The sequence below is a fragment of the Pseudomonas sp. Sample_9 genome (genome assembly GCF_004307535.1).
Classification (GTDB): Bacteria; Pseudomonadota; Gammaproteobacteria; order Pseudomonadales; family Pseudomonadaceae; genus Aquipseudomonas; species Aquipseudomonas mercuritolerans.
Map to the genome: position 1 here is coordinate 1 of NZ_RAZO01000136.1, position 2,033 is coordinate 2,033.

The following is a 2,033-nucleotide window of genomic DNA, read 5'->3' on the forward strand; positions in this document are numbered from 1 at the left end:
CGGTGGCCAACTGCGCGCCAAGCTTCAAGCCGCTGCTGTCGCAAGGCTCGGGCCGTACACAAATCGTGCGGATGAACTTCATCGTCACCAGCACCGGCAACATTCAGCTCAAGATTGACCCAGCCGTGGTGCTGGCCACGCGGTCCTACGTCGACGCGGCCATTCTGGAAGTGCTGCCGAAGAACAAGACACCGGGCGAATTCACTCGGGTCAAGGTCAACGATCGGGGGATTTTCGTATCGGGTGATAACCCGGAGACGCTCGCCGCCATGGGTATCAAGGACAGCTACACCAAGGAAGAAATCGAGGCATTGGTTGCCCAGGCCACGGAAAGCAAGCGGGGCACGGCTAAGGTTGCAACTCAAGTTGAAGTAGACGCGGGTGCCGATGACGCCAAGTTTGTAACCGCCAAGAAGCTCTTTGGCGGCTTCGGAATGACAGTTGGCCAGAATGGATTCATTCGACTTCCAAGCTGGTTAGGCGGCTTCACTATTCAGTGGGGGCTTAACACGGTTGCTTCTAACGGTGATTGTGTAATCACTCTTCCGACCAACTACAACACGAAGCACTTTCAGATTCTGTCGATTGCGGGTGCCATCACTGGCATGGCTGTCGCCTACACGGCGATCAGTTTGTCAGGTGCTGTGATTCCGCACTATGTCCCCTCTACCGGAGCCAAGGCTGGGGGCGGGTATAACTGTGTTTGGATATCGTTTGGGAAGTAACCCATGAAAATCTTTGTGTCTCCTACAGTGGGCGGCTTTTTTCATCAGCCAGGGAACAACAACATCCCTGAAGATGCCGTGCAAATCACGCCCGACCAATACGCAACTCTGTTGCGGGGGCTTTCGGAAGGTAAATCAATCGCTTGGGGCGGCGAAGGTGTGCCGGTGCTCGTAGACCCTGAGCCGGTCGCCAAAGATTACAAGGGGATCGTGGCTCAGGAGCGTTTCGCTCGCGAGGCCACTGGCGTGATCGTAGATGGCCTGCAAATCGAAACGACGCGCGACAGCCAGGCGTTGATTGCCAGTACGGGATTGTCAGCCGTCCTCGATCCCAAATACCGCTGCAACTTCAAAACGGTCGACGGGTTTGTCGAAATCGGATCAGCGCAAATCATCACCATCGCCAAGGCTGTACGAGCACACGTTCAAGCCTGTTTTGACCGCGAGCTGACGCTCTTGCGGGCGATTGAGGCCGGTGAGTATCAAGACGACATGCTGTCGCAAGGCTGGCCGGATTGTCTGCCACCTGATCCTGCAGAGCTGCAGTAGACGTCCCGCACTGACGGGGCGTGTTCTTATCCGTTACGCGTAACACCAACACCCTCACAGCCTCGCTTATGCGGGGCTTTTTCGTTTCTGGAGACTGACCCTTATGAGTTTTTTCCACGGCGTCACGACCACCTCGGTCGACACTGGCGCGCGCACCATCTCGCTGCCGTCGTCATCGATCATCGGTCTGTGCGACACCTTCACTCCTGGCGTTCTGGGCGGTGGTACGGCCAAGGCGGGCGAGCTGAAATTGATCACGACCGAACGGGAAGCCATCGCTGCGTTCGGCCCTGACTCGGCGATCACCAAGGCGTGTCAGGCCATCTACGTCAAAGCCAAGGCGGTGATCGTCGCCATCGGTGTGGCCAAGCTGGAAGACGCTGCGCTGCAAACCTCGGCGATCATCGGCGGCGTTTTGGCCTCGGGCCAGCGCACTGGGTTGCAGGCGCTGCTCGACGGTAAAAGCCTGTTCAACGCGCAGCCTCGATTGTTGATTGCGCCAGGTCATACCGCGACTCAGGCGGTCGCCACAGCGCTCGATAGCTTGGCGCAGAAACTGCGCGCCATTGGCATCATCGACGGACCGGGCACGACCGACGAGGCCGCCATGGCCTACGCCGATAACTTCGGCAGTCGCAACCTGTTTATGGTCGACCCGGGCGTCAAGTATTGGGACACCGTCACCAGCAAGACTGTTGACGCACCCGGTTCGGCTTGGGCAGCGGGCCTGTTTGCCTGGACGGATGCTGAATACGGTTT

General features: G+C 58.1%; 3 protein-coding genes. All 3 read left to right on the forward strand.

Features of this window, described 5'->3' with window-relative positions:
• Positions 1–725, forward strand: a 725-nt coding sequence (locus D6877_RS29855; protein ID WP_130910319.1) for a phage tail protein, incomplete at its 5' end; no start/stop codon positions are given.
• Positions 726–728: 3 nt separating this feature from the next.
• Complete coding sequence (locus tag D6877_RS07095; protein ID WP_130910320.1) at positions 729–1,274, forward strand: DUF4376 domain-containing protein; 546 nt, start codon at positions 729–731, stop codon at positions 1,272–1,274.
• Between the two features lie 103 nt (positions 1,275–1,377).
• On the forward strand, positions 1,378–2,033 hold a 656-nt coding region (locus D6877_RS07100), incomplete at its 3' end, for a phage tail sheath subtilisin-like domain-containing protein (RefSeq protein ID WP_130910321.1).

Coding starts and splice junctions, on each gene's coding strand:
- D6877_RS07095 (WP_130910320.1), top strand. CDS start 729: ATGAAAATCTTTGTGTCTCCTACAGTGGGCGGCTTTTTTCATCAGCCA.